The organism is Streptomyces sp. MCA2, assembly GCF_023544705.1.
In the GTDB taxonomy this organism is placed as follows: Bacteria; Actinomycetota; Actinomycetes; order Streptomycetales; family Streptomycetaceae; genus Streptomyces; species Streptomyces decoyicus.
On the sequence record NZ_JAMJFM010000033.1, the window covers coordinates 38,868 to 56,496 of the forward strand.

The window sequence follows — 17,629 nt, forward strand, 5'->3', positions numbered from 1 at the left end:
GACCTGGCCCTCCGTGGGACGGGGAAATCGACCTGTCCGACGCTATGGAGCGGCGCTGACGGCCGGATCGGAGCCAGGGTGGGGGCCGGGTGGAAAGGGCGACGGGCGCCTCTCCACCCAGGGGTGGAGAGGCGCCCGTCGGGAGTCGCGTCCGGCTCAGGTGTCGATGCGCGAACGGTCCAGAGTGGACGCGGAGTTGGTGATGAACTCCTTACGGGGGGCGACTTCGTTGCCCATGAGGAGGTCGAAGGCCTTCTCCGCCGCTTCGAGATCGCTGATGTTGATGCGGCGCAGGGTGCGGTGGCGCGGGTCCATGGTCGTCTCGGCGAGCTGGTCTGCGTCCATCTCACCCAGGCCCTTGTAGCGCTGGATGCTGTCCTTGTAGCGGACCTTCTTGCGCTGGAGCTCGAGCAGCGTCTGGCGCAGCTCGTTGTCCGAGTACGTGTAGATGTACTTCTCCTGGCCCTTCTTGGGGTTGATCAGTTCGACCCGGTGCAGCGGCGGGACGGCGGAGAAGACCCGGCCCTGCTCGACCATCGGCCGCATATAGCGCTGGAAGAGGGTCAGCAGCAGGCAGCGGATGTGAGCGCCGTCGACATCCGCGTCGGCCAGGAAGATGACCTTGCCGTAGCGGGCGGCGTCGATGTCGAAGGTGCGGCCGGATCCAGCCCCTATGACCTGGATGATGGAGCCGCACTCGGCGTTCTTGAGCATGTCCGAAACCGATGACTTCTGGACATTCAGAATCTTGCCGCGGATCGGCAGCAACGCCTGGAATTCCGAATTCCGGGCCAGTTTTGCGGTACCGAGCGCCGAGTCACCCTCGACGATGAAGAGTTCGCTGCGGTCGACGTCGTCGCTGCGGCAGTCCGCGAGCTTGGCCGGCAGCGAGGAGGACTCCAGCGCCGTCTTCCGCCGCTGGGCCTCCTTGTGCTGACGGGCGGCGATACGCGTCCGGGCCGCGGCGACGATCTTCTCCATGACGGCGCGCGCCTGCTGCTTGTCGTCCCGCTTCGTGGACGTCAGGAACGCCTTGAGTTCCTTGCTCACCACCTGGGCGACGATCCGCGAGGCGGCGGAGGTGCCGAGCACCTCCTTGGTCTGGCCCTCGAACTGCGGCTCCGCGAGTCGTACGGTCACGACGGCGGTGAGGCCCTCCATGGCGTCGTCCTTGACGACATCGTCCTCGGCGACGCGCAGCAGCTTGCTCGATCGCAGCGCCTCATTGACGGTCTTGGCCACCGACCGCTCGAAGCCGGATACGTGGGTGCCGCCCTTGGGTGTCGCGATGATGTTGACGAACGACTTCACCGTCGCGTCGTAGCCGGTGCCCCAGCGCAACGCGATGTCGACGGCCAGTTCCCGGGTGACCTCGGTCGGTGTCATGTGGCCCCGGTCGTCGAGGACCGGCACGTTCTCCTTGAAGGTGCCCTGGCCGGTCAGCCGGAGCACGTCGCAGACGGCCTTGTCCTGCGCGAGGTACTCGCAGAATTCGCTGATGCCGCCGTCGTAGCGGAACGTCTCTTCGCTCTTGCCGGCGCCGTCGACGCCCCGTTCGTCACGGACGACCAGAGTCAGGCCCGGCACGAGGAACGCCGTCTGGCGGGCGCGGGCGTACAGAGTCTCCAGGGAGAGCTTGGCGTCCTTGAGGAAGATCTGCCGGTCGGCCCAGTAGCGCACCCGGGTGCCGGTCTTCGTCTTGGCGATCCGCTTGCCCTTGAGCAGGCCGTTGCCCGGGTCGAACGGGGCGTCCGGGCCCGATTCGGTGAAGATCCCGGGGACGCCGCGGCGGAAGCTGATCGAGTGCGTCTTGCTGTTGAGGTCCACCTCGACGTCGAGCCGCGCGGAGAGCGCGTTGACGACCGAGGCGCCGACACCGTGCAGGCCGCCGGAGGCCGCGTACGCGCCGCCGCCGAACTTTCCGCCGGCGTGCAGCTTGGTCATCACGACCTCGACGCCGCTGAGGCCGGTCTTGGGCTCGACGTCCACGGGGATGCCGCGGCCGTTGTCCCTGACCTCCACCGACCCGTCGTCGTGGAGGATCACCTCGATGTGGTCGCAGTAGCCGCCCAGCGCCTCGTCGACGGAGTTGTCGATGATCTCCCACAGGCAGTGCATCAGGCCGCGACTGTCCGTCGAGCCGATGTACATGCCTGGGCGCTTTCGGACGGCCTCGAGCCCCTCGAGGACAAGCAGATGCCGCGCGGTGTAGTTGGAACCGTCCCGGTCTGCCCCGGTCAGCACTGCGGTGGACGGCACGGACATCTCGGCGGTCACGCGGTTCGCTCCTCGCTGAATTTCTGGCAGTCCGCATTCCGCGGACTCTGGTGTGGCGGTGTCGCCCGTCAGAGGGTACCGAGGCCTGGTAGAGCCGATGTGACGCCACCCGTAAGCATGCCCATGGTAGTAGAATTTCGCTCGTACGTTCGATCCCTCGATGGGGTGACGTCCGAGTGACGTGCACATCACGTTCCCTTCGAGGCATGAACCATTTAGGCTCCGGGCACGTCCTCATCAACAACCGGCAAGCCAGCCGGGAGGACGGACACAACAACCAACGTGAATCAGACCACCAAGCAATACGGCTCATTCGCCGCCACCCGGCAGCACCCGGCCCCCTCGGAGAATTTTTTCGAGGAAAAGGCACGAGCGGGAACGTTTTCGGCCTGGTTGGATGTTGACCCTGGTACGACAGCTCGTCGAGCTAGAGAAGAGGCGACGTGACTACTGTTCTGACACCCGCGAGCCCGCTGACGGCCGCTGACCGCTGCGACCGCTGCGGCGCCCAGGCATACCTGCGCGTCGTCCTGATGTCCGGCGGAGAACTGCTCTTCTGCGCCCACCACGGTCGCAAGTTCGAGCCAGAACTCAAGAAGATCGCCGCGGAAATACAGGACGAGACGGAGCGGCTGACCGCTTCTCCGGCGTCCGCGTCCGAAGAGGAACGCTGACACATCGCATCCACGACGAGCGAGCAGCGGCCCAGCGCCGTACCGCGGGCGGTTCCCCGACACCACAGGGGACACCGCCCGCACTCGTGCGCCCACACGCGCCTGTAAGCCCCCCTCGCGACTCAGCCGGCACCATGTGCGGACACCGCCGGGAGAAGCGCCGAGGCGCGCGTATAGACCCCGGGACTGCCGGGCTGACCGCAGCCGGTCCCCCACGACACCAGGCCCACCAGCCGTCCGCGCACGACGAGCGGCCCGCCACTGTCCCCCTGGCAGGCGTCCCGGCCACCGGCCGGCTCCCCCGCGCACAACATCGTCCGCGCCCGGTACGCACCGTCGGCACTGCCCGGATACGCCTTCGCACAGACCGCATCGGGCAGCACATTGACGTGCGCCGCCCGCAGCCGGGACGCATAGCTGCCCCCGCCCGTGGTGTCCCCCCAGCCGTAGACCGTGGCCGCGCTGCCGGCACGGTAGGCGCTGTCCTGCCGCCCCGCTATCGGGATGGGCCGGTTCGGAACCGGCTTCGTCAGCGTGAGGACAGCCATGTCACCGTCGTTCGTGTAGCTGTCATAGCGCGGGTTGACCCAGATTTCCGCGGGCTTGAGCTCCTGGCCGCCGGCACCGCTGAGCTTGTCGCGTCCGACGACGACCTTCAGGTCCCGCACCTGCTTCCAGGGGATGCCCAGCACCTCCTTGCTCAGACAGTGCGCCGCTGTCACCACCGTCGAGTGCCCGACGAGCACGCCACCACAGAATTGCCCGGAGCGCTGGGCCCCGAAGCGTTCGTGGGAGGTCAGCGCCACCGCCCAGGGGCTCTGCGACAGCGGTGCCGGCTTTCCGCCGATCACCGACTCGTCCGCAGCCGCCGATGTCGGCAGGACGAGGGCCAGCGCGAGGGCTCCGAGGGCAGCATGTGCGGTCGGACGCATTCGTACTCCTGACTCTGGGGCAATGCGCGCACACCCAGAGTGACCCAAACGGCGGCCGCGCGCACCCCGGAACAGGCGCGAGCCCGGCCCCTCCAGCTAGGAGTGACCGGGCTCGTGGCGCTCTTTTGGGCGGTTGGACTAGTCGAGGTAGTCGCGCAGCACCTGCGAGCGAGACGGGTGACGCAGCTTCGACATCGTCTTCGACTCGATCTGACGGATCCGCTCACGCGTGACGCCGTAGACCTTGCCGATCTCGTCCAGCGTCTTGGGCTGACCGTCGGTGAGCCCGAAGCGCATGGACACGACGCCGGCCTCACGCTCGGAGAGGGTGTCCAGCACCGAGTGCAGCTGCTCCTGGAGAAGCGTGAAGCTGACCGCGTCGGCCGGGACGACCGCCTCGGAGTCCTCGATGAGGTCACCGAACTCGCTGTCGCCGTCCTCGCCCAGCGGGGTGTGCAGCGAGATCGGCTCACGCCCGTACTTCTGGACCTCGATGACCTTTTCGGGGGTCATGTCGAGTTCCTTGGCCAGCTCCTCCGGGGTGGGCTCGCGGCCCAGGTCCTGGAGCATCTGGCGCTGGACGCGCGCCAGCTTGTTGATGACCTCGACCATGTGGACGGGGATACGGATCGTACGGGCCTGGTCGGCCATGGCACGGGTGATGGCCTGGCGGATCCACCACGTGGCGTAGGTCGAGAACTTGTAGCCCTTGGTGTAGTCGAACTTCTCGACCGCACGGATCAGACCGAGGTTGCCCTCCTGGATCAGGTCCAGGAAGAGCATGCCGCGGCCCGTGTACCGCTTGGCCAGGGAGACGACCAGACGGAGGTTGGCCTCCAGGAGGTGGTTCTTCGCCCGGCGGCCGTCCTCGGCGATGATCTCCAGCTCGCGCTTGAGCTTCGGTGCGAGCTTGTCGGCGTTCGCCAGCTTGTCCTCGGCGAACAGGCCCGCCTCGATGCGCTTGGCGAGCTCCACCTCCTGCTCGGCATTGAGGAGCGGGACCTTACCGATCTGCTTGAGGTAGTCCTTGACCGGGTCGGCGGTGGCACCGGCCGCGGCGACCTGCTGCGCAGGCGCGTCGTCCTCGTCGTCGTCGGACAGGACAAAACCGGCGTTCTCGGTGCCCTCGGCGGCCTCGGGAGCGTCGCCCTTGCCGGGCGCCGGGGTCTCCTCGGTCACCTCGTCGTCGAGCAGCTCGTCGACGTCCTTCTTGGACGCGGTCTTCTTTGCGGTGGCCTTCTTGGCCGTGGTCTTCTTCGCGACCGTCTTCTTGGCGGTCGCCTTCTTCGCCGCTGCCTTCTTCGCAGGCGCGGACTCGGACTCACCGGCCGGGTCGTCCGCCACAGGGGCGGGTGCCGCGGCCGCGGTGGTCTTCTTGACCGTGGCGGTCTTCGCCGCGACGGTCTTGGTGGCGGTGCGCTTCGCCGGACTCTTCGCTGCGACGCTCTTGCGGGTGCGCTTGGGCGCCTCTGCGGCACTGACCATCAGCGTCACACCCTCCTCGTCGAGGATCTGGTTGAGGCTGCGCAGAACGTTCTTCCACTGGGTTGGCGGAATCTGGTCAGCCTCGAAGGCCCGACGCACGTCATCGCCGGCGATCTGCCCATCTGCCTTTCCCCGCTCGATGAGCGCCATCACAGACTCGGACTCGGCGATCTCCGGCGGGAGCGTACGGGATGTGCTGGCCGACACGAACAACCTCTCGGAACGATGGAAACGGCTTCCGACCCCGTCCAATGTGGATCGGAGCCGACGACCGCCGGTGGGGATGGACCGACGGCGCAGGGGCAACCGGGGAGTTGAACAGCGTCACGAACGCCGCTCGTATTCCCTCCTCGGCTATCACCTCTTAAGTCATCGCGCTTCCCGGAAGAGCGTTACGCCCAATCTGCGTGGCCCGAGTCACACCCCATAACGACCCATTCCCAGTCATATGACATGCAACCCTCCCAAGACCTGTCGCCGGATCCGGTCGACGACCCGGATCCGGCGATGTGTGTGCGCCTCGCCGCGTACGGCGTGCCCTGCCCGAGGAGTGCGCAGGGCACGGGGGCCGCGCGGCGCCTACGGTCCGTACGCGGTCGGGTACGGACCTTCAGTGCTCGCGGGGCGCGGGGACGACGTGGTCCACGGGCGTCCCGGAGCCCTGGCCCACGATCTCGCCATGGGCGACGAGGAGCTGGCGCATCGCGGATTCGGCTGCCGTGGCATCGCCGGAGCCGATGGCGTCGACGACCCGCATGTGCTGTCCCACGGACGTCTCGACCGGTCGCTCGCAGCCGCCGGCGGCGCCGCCGGAGACGTGCAGGGCGGAGGAGACGATGCCCGAGAGGTGCTCGAGCATGCGGTTGCCGGCGAGCTGTAGCAGCAGCGAGTGGAACTCGGCGTCCGCGCGGGAGAACGTCATGGTGTCGCCCTGGGCGGCGGAGTGGCCCATGATCTCGACCATGTCGGCCAGCCGCTGCTGGATGTCCTCACGGCCGTGGCCGGCGGCGAGCCGGGCGGCGAGGGGCTCGATCGTCCAGCGCAGCTCACAGAGCTCGCGGCGCTGGTCGTCGCGCTGGGGCCCGTAGGCCCGCCACTCGATGATGTCGGGGTCGAGGAGGTTCCAGTCGCTTACCGGGCGTACTCGGGTGCCCACGTTGGGGCGAGCGCTGACGAGGCCCTTGGCCTCCAGGACTCGCAGCGACTCACGGACGACGGTGCGGGATACCTCGAAGCGCTGGCCGATCTCCTCGGGGACGAGCGGGCGGTCGGCGCCGAGATCGCCGGAGACAATCATCTGGCCGAGCTGTTGGACGAGTTGGCCGTGCAGGCCGCGGCCGCGGCTGCCGGCCGCGCGACGGCCGACCCGGCCGATGTCTGCCTCGGAGCTGTCCCAGACCTGCGAAACGCGCTCGGCACGGTCGTGGCCGGCTGCGTTGTTGGCGTTCGCGGCGTTGGCGGCGTTGGCGTAGGGGTAGCGGTCAAGCTCGCCCGGGCCTGCGAGGCCGGTGTCGCCGGGGCGAGCCGCGGTCATCATGGTGTGCGCAAGGGTACTCACGCATCTTTTGTCGGCGACACCCTGAACACCCTTGAGGTCTTTGGTGAAAAGCACACGAAAGGGTGATCGCCCCCCATCCCCGAATTGACGCTTTATCGGAAAGAAATGCGCTCTCCATGGCGAGTTGTGGACAGCGGCCACAACAACAGGGCGCCAAAATATATGCCTTACTCGATCAGCAGAAGAAGCCGGGAAGTGCCGCGGCCGCATATCCGCAGACCAGGCGGGGTGGCGGCAACATCCTTGCACCGCCTACGGGTTGGCGTGGGCACCGCATCATGAACAGATGCGTCTTGGTCGATTCCGAACGGGCACTTGACGCGGCCACCGGACGGCAGGTGGCCGCCTCCACAGAAGCGTTGCGGCAGAGCTCGCCGACAATCCCGGTGCGGTGGAAAGAAATACACCGACGGTCAATAAACCGGCCCGAACGCGACGGCCTGCGGCCCCGCCCAACTGACGGCGAGCACAGGGCACTCGATAAGGCCGGCGGCACACTCCGCCGCAAAGGCGGCGACAGGGCCGGGGGCAGCCGCACAGAGGCAATCGGCCCGTCGGCCGGGCAGGCAGTCACCGGCCGGGCCGGTCGCTAACGGGCCGGGGGCAGGGGTGAGCGGTGCCGCTCGCCCAGAGGCGTCGATGACGGTCGATGCAGGCTGCGGTCTGCGGGCCGCGGGGGCGATCGGACCGCCCGGCGATACGGGGCGTCGCCCCTTGGCGGGGCGTGAGGCCGGTCGGACACTGCAAGGGAGACGAAGGGACTCACCCGGTCACAGTACCGCCATATGTCCTATTTTCTAGTAATTAGCCAATTTTGACGGTTCATCGTGTCACTGCGCGTGAGCCCCAGCCCCTGCGGCGACGTGGGTCCTGGCCGGCCTCAGACCTCGGGACGCAGCATCGGCGGGTTGAGCAGCGTCGCTCCCCCGGCCCGGAACAGCTGTGCGGGGCGGCCGCCCTGACGCGTCGTCGTGCCTCCCGTGGGCACGAGGAATCCGGGGGTGCCGGTCACCTTGCGGTGGAAGTTACGGGGATCCAAGGCAACGCCCCAGACCGCCTCGTACACGCGGCGCAGCTCGCCCACGGTGAACTCCGGCGGGCAGAAGGCCGTGGCGAGCGAGGAGTATTCGATCTTCGAGCGGGCGCGCTCCACGCCGTCGGCAAGGATCTGGGCGTGGTCGAAGGCCAGCGGGGCCGCCATCTCGCCCTCGTGGGTGAGGGTGTCGTCCTGCTCCAGCAGGGTCTCCACGGCTGCCCAGCGCGCGCTGTGGGCGTCGCCGCCGGCCTTGGGAGCGGGCAGGTCGGGGGCGAGTACCAGGTGCGCGACGCTGACGACCCGCATCCGGGGGTCCCGCTTGGGGTCGCCGTACGTGGCGAGCTGTTCGAGGTGTGCGCCGTACACGGGGGACGGGCCCGCCGGGGACTGGGCGTGCAGACCGGTCTCCTCGGCGAGCTCCCGGGCTGCCGCCTCCTCGAGGTCCTCATCGGCCCGGACGAATCCACCCGGCAGGGCCCAGCGGCCCTGGAACGGCGGCTCACCACGGCGTACGGCCAGCGCGCACAGGGCGTGGCGGCGCACGGTGAGCACGACCAGGTCGACGGTGACGGCGAAGGGCGGGAAGGCCGACGGGTCGTAGGGAGGCATGGGCGTGATCATAGTCGTCCGCCTGACGATAAACAGGCCTGGAGCACCTCACGAACCCAGTTGCAGGCCTTCCGCCGCCGTCTCCACCATCCCCATGCCGAGTCTGCTGATCCGTACGGCGAACGGCTGCTCCGCGACGCTCAGGCCGGTGAGCTGCATCGCGCCGAGCGGGGCCGTGGCGAGCGGCCGCACGGACACCGTCCCGGCGGGGACGTCCGGGCGCAGGCCCGCGAGGGCGACGAGTATGTGCACTGCGCCGCCCGCCGCCACGGCGGCGGGCCGGCAGGCCGCCGGATGCGGGACGGGGGCGCCGCCGGTGGTGCGCTGCTCGCCCGCGTACATCTCGGGGAGGCGATACCCGAAGCTGTCCGCGGCGTCGAGGACGCCTCTGGTCAGGGCGCCTGCCGCCTGCTCATGGCCGGCCGCTGCCAGACCCGCGGCGGCGATCGCCGTCTCGTGGACGCGAACCGCGCCGCTGCGGTGGCCGAACGGGTTGTAGCCGCTCTCCTTGGCGCTCAGCCCGCGCAGGCCCCACCCGGAGTCCATGGCCGGGCTGCCCAGCAGTCCGGCCAGCTGGTCGGTCTGTGCCGCGTCCAGCAGTCCGGGGGCCGAAGTCCCGCCACCGAGCAGTCCGGTGTCGAGGAGATGGGCGGTGGTGGAGCCGAGGTGCGGGACGGGCCGGCCGTCGGCGGTGAGCAGGGCTGCGGGACGGCCGCCCGCAGGGTCCTCCAGCCAGAAGTCCCTGCGGAACCTGATACGGAGTCCTGTGGCCCAGTCCCGTAACGCCGACGCGTCGGATGATCCGCAGGCATCGAGGAGATCGGCGCCCAGGAGGGCGGCGCGATGGGCATGGGCCTGGGTCTCACAGCGGTACGGGCCTCCGGACACGGGATCGGGGACGTAACCGCCGCGGCCGCCGCCCGGTGGGTCGGTGACCCTCCTCAGCCATGTCAGGCAGCGCTCCGCGGCGGGCAACAGCCGCTCCGTCTCCTGCTCGGGCAGGCCCCAGCGGCGGGCCTCCGCGAGAACGGCGGGGAACAGGAGAGTTGCCTCGATGCCGGTGCAGCTCGGCGGCGAGTGTGGGCCGGCGTCCCGGAGAGCGCCGGGAATTCGGCCGAAATCCGCCCCTGGCGCGGCTTGTTGGCTACGGGCGAGCGCGCGCAGTGTGCCTGCGGCGAGCTTGGTGCCCAGGGGCAGGAGCATCCGGGCGGCCCACAGCGCTTCGACCGGTGCAAGGCCGCAGCGCCAAGGGAATCCGCCGGCGACGTACCTGTCCCCAGCGGCAATCGGGTCCCGCATCACCAGGCCGTGGAGGTCGTCGAGACTGCTCGCCATGAGGGCGTCGGCTCGGTGGTCGTCGCACTCCAGCCGGGCCGCTGTCCAGGGGCGCGGCGGCCGGTCGCTGCGGGTCCGCGGAGTGAACGCCCCCGTGCGCGGGCCGGGGATACGGACGCCCACCGGATACCGGTGGTGACCCGAGGGGCTGCCCGGGCCGCCGGTCCCGTATTCCAGTGCGGCGCGGAGTCCGATCGTGCGGTGGCCGCCGGGTGCCAGGTCGATTTCCCAGCGCAACAGGCCGGGCGAGGCCAGTGAGTCCTCCGGCGAGGGCGTCGTGGACACCACCGCGTGCACACCGTCGGCACCGGACCAGCGAAGCCCGGAGCCGTGGACAGCGGCCCGTAGTTCGGGGCCCGGGAGTCCGACGGCGACGGATCCGAGCTCCGCGAGGTCCGTGCCCAGCCGGATCTCGACCGGCAGCCGGACGGGCCGCGCGGCACTGCTGCGGAACGTGATCTGTTCGGTGCCGTCGGCGGATCGCAGCCGCTCCATGCGGATCTCCGGGTCCGGCCCACGCTCTCCGGCCCTGCGGATCGTCCCGATGAACCGGGCCCGGTCCGCACCGGTCAACCGCCCTTGGACGATGAGCGGTTCATCGCCCGCGACCCGCAGTTCGCAGCGGGCCAGGACCCGTCGGCCGTCTCGGTAGAAGCCGTCCATGCCGTCGCCGGTCAGCTGCCCCGACGCCGGGGAAACGGCGAGGGCCGGGAGGGCCACACAGACGAGGGAGGAGTGGACGGGCTGGGGTTGCGGGGCCCGGGGCGGCGCCGGGCGCCGCTCTCCGGGCAGCCGGCGGGCCGGCTGAGTAGTGGGGACGATGCCTGGCACGCTCTGCGCTCCCTGGTGAGGTCGGGGCTCCCTACGGGTTGCTCCACTCAGGTGAACGGTGCGGCCGGCGCACAGGTCACGCCGGCCGCGCACCGACGGCATGGTCACCGCCGGCTCCGGTCGCCGTCCCGCCCGGCCCGGCGCCTGCCCCGCCCGTCCGTCGTACGGCTGCCGGGGCCCGTGCCACCGCGGGGTCCCCGGGGACGGCCGGCCGGCCCGGGACGGGTCGGCACAGGGCGCTTCGTGGGCTGCCGGGTGTCCTTGGCGGCGGGCGCGGGGTCGGCGGGCCGGGGTTCATCGGCCGCCTCCCGGTGCTGTTCGCGCAGGCATCGGCGCAACGGCTCCGGGTCGAGGCCTTCGTTGACGGCGCGGTGCAGCAGTTGGGCGAAGGTGTAGTCGGGGTCGATGGCCAAGGCGCAGCTGAGGGCGACGCGCGCCGAGGGTCCGTCCTCGGTGGACCAGCAGACCCAGCCCGCGAGGGTGAGCGGTGCCACCGCATGTTCGGCGTAGCCGCCGGCGCAGCGGCGGGCGAGGGCACGCCAGAGCCGAAGGGCCGGCGCGGCGGCGGGGCCGTCCATCCACTCCGCCGCCCGGTCACGGGTGACCCGGTCCTGGAGGCCGAGGATCAGATCGGCGGCTTCGGCATCGGTGATCAGCGCGTCGTCGCAGGCGTCCCTGGCCCGGTTGCTGCCCGAGGGGGTGTCCTGGCGGAACCGGTGGATCATGGCGCCGGCCAGGTCGAGGGTGTCCCGGCGGACGGCCGCCGCGCCGTCCCTCCGGAGCATGCGCGGGACCAGCGCGCCGGCGGCCGCGTTCAGCGCCTTCTCCTGCTCGGCAGCCCGCGGCCCGGTGCGGGGCGTGAGCCTGGCCTCCATCTCCTTGAGCGAGCCGCGCACCTGCATTCCCGCGTAGGCGGCGGCCGCGGCCATCACGGACGTGCCCGGCATGACCATGGGTGTGCCCTCCGCCGGGCAGCACCGGAAGTCGGGGCAGCAGTAGGACCAGAAGCGGCCGTTGGAGAGGCACAGGGCTTCCAGGACCGGTACGTCGAGTGCGCCGCAGGCGGTGCGCAGCCGCTGGGCGAGCGGGCGGAGACGGTCCTTGACGTCCTTGCCGCTCTCGCCCGCCGCCGGCTCCTGGCAGAGGTAGACGATGATCGCCGCGGGGCGGGAATCACGCTCCTGACCTGCGGAGATCAGACACTCGGCGAGCTGGTCGGCGACATCGGGCCACTGCGCGGTGTCGGTCGGGATGCCGAGCCTGACCCGGCCGCCGAAGCGTCCGCGCTCGCCGTTCAGCGCGACCATCACGATGCTGTCGTCCGGATAGAAACCCATGAGGTACGGCAGGGCGTCGGCGAGCTCGGCCGGGCCGCGCAGGGTGACCTGGGCCTCGGCGGGCTGGGCCTTGGCCGCGTCGGCAGGGGCGGAGGAGTGGGAGGAGTGGGCGGGGCGGGACGGGGTTGCGGAGCCGGTGAGGTGGGACGTGGGCGAGGAAGCGGCGGGTTCGGAGGAGGTGGAGGGGTTGGTGGTTTTCTCAGGGCCGGGCGGGCTGGAGGTTTCTGCCGGGTCCTGGGGGTCGATGGGTTCCGTGGGGGCGGAGGATCCGGATGAGCTGGGCGGGTCGGCGGGGGCCTGCGGCTTCGGTGTGTGGGGAGAGCGAGGAGAGTTCGGCGGGTTGGCCGCGGAAGGGGTGACGGTCGTGGGGGTGGAGGGGATGTCGCCGGTGCGCTTGCTCGGTTCGCTGTGCGGATTCATGGCTCGAAGATCCCGCGGTCGGCCGCCGCTCCGCGACCCCTGTGGATAACTCTCGGGCGACGAGGTTATCCACAGCTTCGGGCGGGCGTTCGCGCGTTGTCAGTGGCATCGGGTTGCATGGGGGCATGAGCAACGAAGATCTGCGTGCCGCAGCCGATGCCGTCCTGACCCGACTCGTCGGGGATCCCAGCGGCGAGGCCAGGCTGCGCGAGGATCAGTGGCGGGCGATCGAGGCGCTGGTCGCCGACCACCGCCGCGCCCTGGTCGTGCAGCGCACGGGCTGGGGCAAGTCCGCGGTCTACTTCGTCGCGACGGCGCTGCTGCGCGAGCGCGGCAGCGGCCCGACCGTGATCGTCTCCCCGCTGCTCGCGCTGATGCGCAATCAGGTCGAGGCGGCCGCGCGGGCCGGCATCCGTGCCCGCACGATCAACTCGGCCAACACCGAGGAGTGGGACACGGTCCAGGCCGAGGTGGCGGCCGGCGACGTGGATGTCCTGCTGGTGAGCCCCGAGCGGCTCAACAACCCCGATTTCCGTGATCAGGTGCTGCCCAAGCTCGCGGCGGCGACCGGTCTGCTGGTGGTCGACGAAGCGCACTGCATCTCCGACTGGGGCCATGATTTCCGTCCGGACTACCGGCGGCTGCGCACGATGCTCGCCGATCTTCCGCCCGGTGTGCCCGTGCTCGCCACCACCGCCACGGCCAACGCGCGGGTGACCGCCGATGTCGCCGAGCAGCTCGGGACGGGCGAGGGCTCCACCGAGGCGCTGGTGCTGCGCGGGCCGCTGGACCGGGAGAGCCTGAGCCTGGGCGTCCTCCCCCTGCCGGACGCCGCGCACCGGCTCGCCTGGCTTGCGGACCATCTGCACGAGCTTCCGGGCTCGGGGATCATCTATACGCTCACCGTTGCCGCCGCCGAGGAGGTCACGGCCTTCCTGCGCCAGCGGGGGCACACGGTCTCCTCGTACACCGGCAAGACGGAGAACGCCGACCGTCAGCAGGCCGAGGACGATCTGCTCGCCAACCGCGTCAAGGCGCTGGTGGCGACCTCGGCGCTGGGCATGGGCTTCGACAAGCCCGACCTGGGTTTCGTGGTGCATCTGGGCTCGCCGTCGTCCCCCATCGCGTACTACCAGCAGGTGGGCCGGGCCGGCCGTGGGGTCAAGCACGCCGAGGTGCTGCTGCTGCCCGGACGGGAGGACGAGGCGATCTGGAAGTACTTCGCGTCACTGGCGTTCCCGCCCGAGGAACAGGTGCGGCGGACCCTGGACGTCCTTGCGGCCGCCGGCCGGCCGGTGTCACTGCCGGCCCTGGAGCCGCAGGTCGAACTGCGCCGCTCGCGCCTGGAGATCATGCTCAAGGTGCTCGACGTGGACGGCGCCGTGCAACGCGTCAAGGGTGGCTGGACGTCCACCGGCCGTCCATGGTCGTACGACGCCGAGCGCTATGCATGGGTGTCGCGGCAGCGCGAGGCCGAACAGCAGGCGATGCGGGAGTACGCCACCACAACGGGCTGCCGGATGGAGTTCCTGCGGCGGCAGTTGGACGACGAGGCGGCCGTCGCGTGCGGGCGCTGCGACAACTGCGCCGGGGCCCGGTTCACCACCGAGGTGTCCACCACATCGCTGGATGCGGCGCGCGGTGAACTGGGACGGCCCGGCGTGGAAGTGGAGCCGCGGCGCATGTGGCCCACGGGGCTGCCGGCCGTCGGCGTCGACCTCAAGGGGCGTATCCCGGCAGGTGAGCTGGCCGCGACCGGCCGGGCCCTGGGGCGGCTCTCCGACATCGGGTGGGGCAACCGCCTGCGGCCGATGCTCGCACCACAGGCTCCGGACGGTCCGGTACCGGATGATGTGGCGGCCGCCGTGGTCACGGTGCTCGCCGACTGGGCCAAGGGGCCGGGTGGTTGGGCCTCGGGTGCGGCTGAGGCACCGGCCCGCCCGGTGGGCGTCGTCGCGCTCTCCTCGCGCAGCCGCCCACAGCTGATCCGGTCACTCGCCGAGCGGATCGCCGCGGTCGGCCGCATGCCGTTCCTGGGCGCGGTGACCTCGGTGGACGACGGCTTCGACGGCAGGATTCCGCGTAGCAACAGTGCCCAGCGGCTGCGTGCTCTGCACGGTTCGCTGAGCGTGCCGCCGGAGCTGGCGCAGGCTCTGGCGTCGGCGGGCGGCCCGGTGCTGTTGGTGGACGACTTCGCCGATACCGGCTGGACGCTGGCCATGGCCGCCCGGCTGCTGCGCCGGGCGGGCGCGGAGGGGGTGTTCCCGCTGGTCCTCGCCGTACAGGGCTAGGCGCGGTACGACACGGCGCGGCCCGAGGCAGCGGCGGGCAGGGACATTTGCCGCTTCCCGGGCGATTCCGGTCGTGGGCGGGAATCGCCCGTTGCCGCATGCCTGTACGGCCGCGAGAATTGGAGCTGCTTCCCCATACCGGCCGTCCGTGGCCAGGCAGGGCCATGCCGTGGTGCGCTCCCGCGCCCGGCCGCCGCCCGACGTGCGGACGCGTAGACGATGGGAGGAACGTGTCCTTCGGCTTCGCCCCGCCCCAGCAGGTGCCCCCGCCCGCGTCCGCCGACCCCGCCGCCCGACTGGGACGGATGCTGGAGCCCGCCGAATGGGCCTCGGCAGGTATCCCGTTGCTGCGCAATCCCCGTGAGGTCGTCGCCGGCCTGCACGACCTTCACCGGCCGGTGACGTCGACGGCCATCGTCGCGGTGCTCGACACGCACGAGCGGGTGACGGCCAGCGCCTCGTTCACCGAGCTCACAGCCGCTCCCGATGGCTGGGAGTTCCGCAATGTACTGCTGGCGCATCTGCGCCGGGTCATCCCGCACGACCTGCGGCTGCGCACCCCGGTCCGGACCGCCGTGCTGCTCTACTGCCGTGCGGGCGAGCCCCGTTGGACGGAGACGGACGGAGCATGGATGTGGGGGCTGCGCGACGCCTGCACCCTGCACGGGCTCCGCTGCGGGGCGTACATCACCTTGACCCCGGACCGCTGGCAGGTATTGGGAGAGGGCCGGGGCGGGCGCCGCCCGAAAACGTCCTCCGTGGCCAAGCCGGTCACCGCATCGCGCCGCACGGGGGCGGGACATATGGAGGCACGTCGCACGACGGCGGCGCGTACGGATTCACCACGTCAGGATTCGCCGCGTACGGATTCGCCACGTAGAGCCGCGGCTGCTCCCGTCACTCAGCACCGGGCGGCGCCGCGGCGCACGGGAGGCGGTGCCCCGGAATCCCATCGGCACACGGCGGCACGCTGAGCGACCGGGCGGATGCGCGCCCGGCTTCCGGCACCGGCAGGTGATGCCGGGCCGGGCCACCCCGCTCGGTGCTACCGCACATGCCGACCAGCCCACTCAGCGTTCCGGCTGCTCAGCGCTCCGGCACACGGGCAGGCCGCCCTGACCAGCGCCCAAAGCCGCCCGCAGCAGCCGCGCCTCTCCCCGAAGCGTGCGGCTCCCGAACCTCGTCCGTGCGTGAGCGCGAGTAAGGACCGTGCGGGAGCCCGAGCGAGTCCCTCCAGGAACACAAGCGAGCAGGAACGCAAGCGAGCCCGACGGCCTCCAGGGCCGACGGGCTGTTGCGAACCGGCAGCGGTCAGGCGTGCGTGCCGAGAACGGTGTTGATCCGCTGCGGGTCGCCGCAGACGATCAGCAGCACTCCCGCACGGGCCATCGCCGCGGGCAGTGCCTGCGCGGTGACCTCGTCCGTAGCGCCGTTGACCGCGACGACCACAACGGGCCGGCCGGTGGCGCGCTCGGCGCCGGCGTCCGCGTAGAACACGTCGTCCGCAGCGTCGTGTTGGGCCCAGTAGGACGCCTCGCCGAAGGACAGTTCATGGGCGGCCCACGGGTGCGTTTCACCGGTGGTCAGCACCAGGATGTCGCTCGGCGCACGCCCGGAGTCCAGCAGCAGGTCGACGGCCTCGTCGGCGGCGTCGATGGCGCCGTCGGCGGGTGCCGGGATCAGCTGGAGCTGCGCTCCCGCGGCAGTGCCGGTCTTGCCGGCGGACGGCTGCGGGGAGCTGGTGCGCTGCGCCGGCGGAGCGGCGACAGGCCCACGCGGCGGGGCAGCAGGTCCGGGCTTGCCCGGACGGACACTGGACGCGGGAGCGCCACGCGGCGGTGCGGGGCGGGGACCGGGACCAGGAACAGGACGGGGGGTCGGCGCGGTACGGCCGGCGGCCGGAGTTGCGCGGGGACCCGGGACACTCTCGTGAATCTGAGGCTCCTCGGGGAAGAGAGGCATAAAGGGATGTCTATCAAACGTAAGTGCGGAACATGTCATCGGGTACCGAATTGATGTCCGCACCGCTCAGAAATCGAAGCCGAGTTGGCCACCGGCTTCCAGAGCGGCTGCTTCGGGGGTGATGCGCACCTTCTTCAGATGCCGCCACCGGGGCAGGGCGTCCATGTAGGACCACGACACTCGGTGGTGCGGCGTAGGACCGTACTCCTCCAGGGCGATGCGATGGGTCGGCGAGGGGTAGCCTGCGTTGGCCGCGAAGTCGAAGTCGGCGTACACCAGGCCCAGTTCGGCCATCATCGCGTCGCGCCGCACCTTGGCGATCACGGACGCGGCGGCGACCGCGATGCAGGACTGGTCACCCTTGATGACCGTGCGGACCCGCCATGGCGCGCCCAGGTAGTTGTGCTTGCCGTCGAGAATGATCGCGTCCGGCCGGACCGGCAGCGCCTCCAGGGCGCGTACGGCCGCGAGCCGCAGGGCCGCGGTCATGCCCAGCTCGTCGATCTCCTCCGGGGAGGAGTGCCCCAGGGCATACGACGTGACCCATTCGCCGAGCACCTCGCACAGTTCGGTGCGGCGCTTGGGGGTCAGCAGCTTGGAATCGGTGAGTCCGTCGGGCGGCCTGCGCAGGCCGGTGATGGCTGCGCAGACGCTGACCGGACCGGCCCACGCTCCGCGTCCGACCTCGTCGATACCTGCAACGATCTTGGCGCCCGTCGTGGCGCGCAATGATCGCTCGACGGAATGGGTGGGGGGCTCGTACGGCATGGCGCCAGCAAGGTTACGCCTATTCGGCTCAGCCGTCCGCACCGGATCCCCACCTGGTGGCCGACGATGTCGGCGACCGTGTGAGCGGGACGCGAACGGGACCGGCCGGTTCCG

The 17,629-nt window shown here is 70.7% G+C and carries 12 protein-coding genes; 3 read left to right on the forward strand and 9 right to left on the reverse strand.

Annotated elements, in window-relative coordinates:
• Positions 1 to 156 precede the first annotated feature (156 nt).
• Complete coding sequence (locus M8I34_RS25365) at positions 157 to 2,277, reverse strand: type IIA DNA topoisomerase subunit B (RefSeq protein ID WP_250052770.1); 2,121 nt, start codon at positions 2,275 to 2,277, stop codon at positions 157 to 159.
• A 443-nt stretch (positions 2,278 to 2,720) separates the two neighbouring features.
• On the opposite strand from M8I34_RS25365, the gene M8I34_RS25370 reads away from it, so the two are divergent.
• The gene (locus M8I34_RS25370; protein WP_006602664.1) at positions 2,721 to 2,951 is read left to right on the forward strand and encodes a hypothetical protein; all 231 of its coding nucleotides are present in this window, start codon (positions 2,721 to 2,723) and stop codon (positions 2,949 to 2,951) included.
• Positions 2,952 to 3,073: 122 nt separating this feature from the next.
• Here M8I34_RS25370 and M8I34_RS25375 read toward each other — a convergent pair whose 3' ends face one another.
• The 6 genes from M8I34_RS25375 to M8I34_RS25400 all read right to left on the reverse strand — a co-directional run bounded on the left by M8I34_RS25375 (position 3,074) and on the right by M8I34_RS25400 (position 12,494).
• Complete coding sequence (locus tag M8I34_RS25375; protein WP_250052772.1) at positions 3,074 to 3,883, reverse strand: serine protease; 810 nt, start codon at positions 3,881 to 3,883, stop codon at positions 3,074 to 3,076.
• Positions 3,884 to 4,021: 138 nt separating this feature from the next.
• Positions 4,022 to 5,581, reverse strand: a complete 1,560-nt coding sequence (locus tag M8I34_RS25380) for an RNA polymerase sigma factor (RefSeq protein WP_244418369.1) — start codon at positions 5,579 to 5,581, stop codon at positions 4,022 to 4,024.
• A 397-nt stretch (positions 5,582 to 5,978) separates the two neighbouring features.
• A complete protein-coding gene (locus tag M8I34_RS25385) occupies positions 5,979 to 6,980 on the reverse strand; it encodes a FadR/GntR family transcriptional regulator (protein WP_308372704.1) in 1,002 nt (333 codons plus the stop codon).
• 826 nt (positions 6,981 to 7,806) lie between these two features.
• On the reverse strand, positions 7,807 to 8,571 hold the full coding sequence (locus M8I34_RS25390; protein WP_250052776.1) for an NUDIX domain-containing protein: 765 nt from the start codon (positions 8,569 to 8,571) through the stop codon (positions 7,807 to 7,809).
• A 48-nt stretch (positions 8,572 to 8,619) separates the two neighbouring features.
• On the reverse strand, positions 8,620 to 10,626 hold the full coding sequence (locus tag M8I34_RS25395; RefSeq protein WP_250052862.1) for a glycogen debranching N-terminal domain-containing protein: 2,007 nt from the start codon (positions 10,624 to 10,626) through the stop codon (positions 8,620 to 8,622).
• A 215-nt stretch (positions 10,627 to 10,841) separates the two neighbouring features.
• Positions 10,842 to 12,494 carry a DUF4192 family protein gene (locus M8I34_RS25400; protein ID WP_250052779.1) on the reverse strand — a complete coding sequence of 551 codons (1,653 nt, stop codon included), beginning with the start codon at positions 12,492 to 12,494 and terminating at the stop codon, positions 10,842 to 10,844.
• Between the two features lie 125 nt (positions 12,495 to 12,619).
• Between M8I34_RS25400 and M8I34_RS25405 the strand changes: the two genes are divergently transcribed.
• Positions 12,620 to 14,785: a RecQ family ATP-dependent DNA helicase gene (locus tag M8I34_RS25405; protein WP_250052781.1), complete on the forward strand. Its 2,166-nt coding sequence runs from the start codon at positions 12,620 to 12,622 to the stop codon at positions 14,783 to 14,785.
• Between the two features lie 230 nt (positions 14,786 to 15,015).
• The gene (locus tag M8I34_RS25410; protein WP_374210986.1) at positions 15,016 to 15,759 is read left to right on the forward strand and encodes a hypothetical protein; all 744 of its coding nucleotides are present in this window, start codon (positions 15,016 to 15,018) and stop codon (positions 15,757 to 15,759) included.
• Positions 15,760 to 16,096: 337 nt separating this feature from the next.
• Here M8I34_RS25410 and M8I34_RS25415 read toward each other — a convergent pair whose 3' ends face one another.
• Complete coding sequence (locus tag M8I34_RS25415; RefSeq protein WP_250052783.1) at positions 16,097 to 16,747, reverse strand: hypothetical protein; 651 nt, start codon at positions 16,745 to 16,747, stop codon at positions 16,097 to 16,099.
• Positions 16,748 to 16,813: 66 nt separating this feature from the next.
• The gene (locus M8I34_RS25420; RefSeq protein ID WP_244418376.1) at positions 16,814 to 17,515 is read right to left on the reverse strand and encodes a ribonuclease HII; all 702 of its coding nucleotides are present in this window, start codon (positions 17,513 to 17,515) and stop codon (positions 16,814 to 16,816) included.
• Positions 17,516 to 17,629 lie beyond the last annotated feature (114 nt).

Excerpts from the sequence above, each read along its gene's own strand:
- M8I34_RS25375 (WP_250052772.1), bottom strand. The coding sequence starts at position 3,883 with ATGCGTCCGACCGCACATGCTGCCCTCGGAGCCCTCGCGCTGGCCCTC.
- M8I34_RS25390 (WP_250052776.1), bottom strand. The coding sequence starts at position 8,571 with ATGCCTCCCTACGACCCGTCGGCCTTCCCGCCCTTCGCCGTCACCGTC.
- M8I34_RS25400 (WP_250052779.1), bottom strand. The coding sequence starts at position 12,494 with ATGAATCCGCACAGCGAACCGAGCAAGCGCACCGGCGACATCCCCTCC.
- M8I34_RS25405 (WP_250052781.1), top strand. The coding sequence starts at position 12,620 with ATGAGCAACGAAGATCTGCGTGCCGCAGCCGATGCCGTCCTGACCCGA.
- M8I34_RS25415 (WP_250052783.1), bottom strand. The coding sequence starts at position 16,747 with ATGCCTCTCTTCCCCGAGGAGCCTCAGATTCACGAGAGTGTCCCGGGT.
- M8I34_RS25420 (WP_244418376.1), bottom strand. The coding sequence starts at position 17,515 with ATGCCGTACGAGCCCCCCACCCATTCCGTCGAGCGATCATTGCGCGCC.